This is a genomic window from Allorhizobium sp. NPDC080224, from assembly GCF_050281005.1.
Lineage (GTDB): Bacteria > Pseudomonadota > Alphaproteobacteria > Rhizobiales > Rhizobiaceae > Allorhizobium.
Genome location: NZ_JBNNWJ010000020.1, coordinates 1 through 1,374, shown reverse-complemented (window position 1 = coordinate 1,374; position 1,374 = coordinate 1). Strand labels below are relative to the sequence as shown.

Here is a 1,374-nt window from a genome sequence, read left to right as displayed (position 1 = left end):
CTTCCCGGGCAACAACGGTTCGAACCTGCCGTTCAACGGCACGGATGCAAGCCCGAACTACAAGACGGTGTCCGGCGTTGCCGGTACCCTGTTTACTGCCGGTTCCGACGGTCTGCAGTCCGTGACGCTGGTGGGTGCGAGCTTCTCGGTCATCTTCAAGGACAGCCTGGGCTTTGCAGCTCAGGAAAGCGTGACCTGGGGTGCGGGCGTTAAGGGCACTGACGGCTCGACCACGTTCACGGCAACCAGCACGAACTATCCTCTCTCGGCTGGCGGCGCAGCCGTCCTGAAGATCAATGCTGATGGTTCGTACACGTTCGAGCTGAAGGCCCCTGTTGTGCATTCGACGAGCTCTTCGCTCTTCGAGGAAGACAAGGCGCTGAACTTCAGCTTCACGGTGAAGGACGGTGATGGCGACACCTCGACGGGTTCGCTGAAGATCCTGGTGAACGACGACACGCCGGAGCCTGTGGTCTCGATCGAGATTGCATCGAAGATCCTGGACGACGAAGCGCAGACGATGTTCACGCCGACCAACCCGGGCGGCTTCCTGGATGTCAATCCGGATGTGAAGTCCGTGACGGGTGGCCCAGGCTCTCTGTTCAAGATGGGCGCTGACGGCCTTGGTTCTCTGTCGGTCGATCTTCCGACGCTCGAAGTCGTTGGCAAGAGCAACGGCTTTGCAACGACGGAAGCGGTGAGCTGGAGCGATGGCGTTCGCAGTGCAGGTGGGGCGACCACCTACACGGCAACGAGCACGAGCTATCCTGCCTCGGCTGGCGGCGCTGCCGTTCTGACGATCTACGCGGACGGCTCCTACAAGTTCGAGATGAAGGCGCCTGTGTCGCATTCGGCTTCGGTGATTGCGGAGAACAACGAGACGCTGGTGTTCGGTTACACCGCGACGGACGGTGACGGCGACAAGGCTGTCGGCCTGCTGAAGGTCATCATCAACGACGACGCGCCGATCGCGAAGGTTGTCACGAATGCCGTGACGCTGGACGACGAGGCGCAGACGCTGTTCCCGGGCAATGCCAATGGTACCGGTGATGTTGCCGATGCGAAGATCGTGACTGGCCTTGCCAATTCGCTGTTCACGGCTGGTGCAGACGGTGTGTCGAAGGTGACCATCTTTGATGGTGCCTTCAAGGTGATCTTCTCGGAAGGTGGCTTTGCCAAGTCCGAGAGCGTGACCTGGGGTGCGGGCGTTAAGGGCACTGACGGCTCGACCACGTTTACGGCAACCAGCACGAACTATCCGCTCTCGGCCGGTGGTGCTGCTGTTTTGAAGATCAATGTCGACGGTTCCTACTCGTTCGAGCTGAAGGCGCCTGTTGCGCATGAGACGGCTGGCACGACGGAAGAGAACAAGGC

The 1,374-nt window shown here is 60.4% G+C and carries 1 protein-coding gene; it reads left to right on the top strand.

What is annotated here, in order from left to right:
* The coding region (locus ACQKP1_RS25860; protein WP_427277515.1) for a hypothetical protein at nucleotides 1-1,374 on the top strand (1,374 nt) is incomplete at both ends.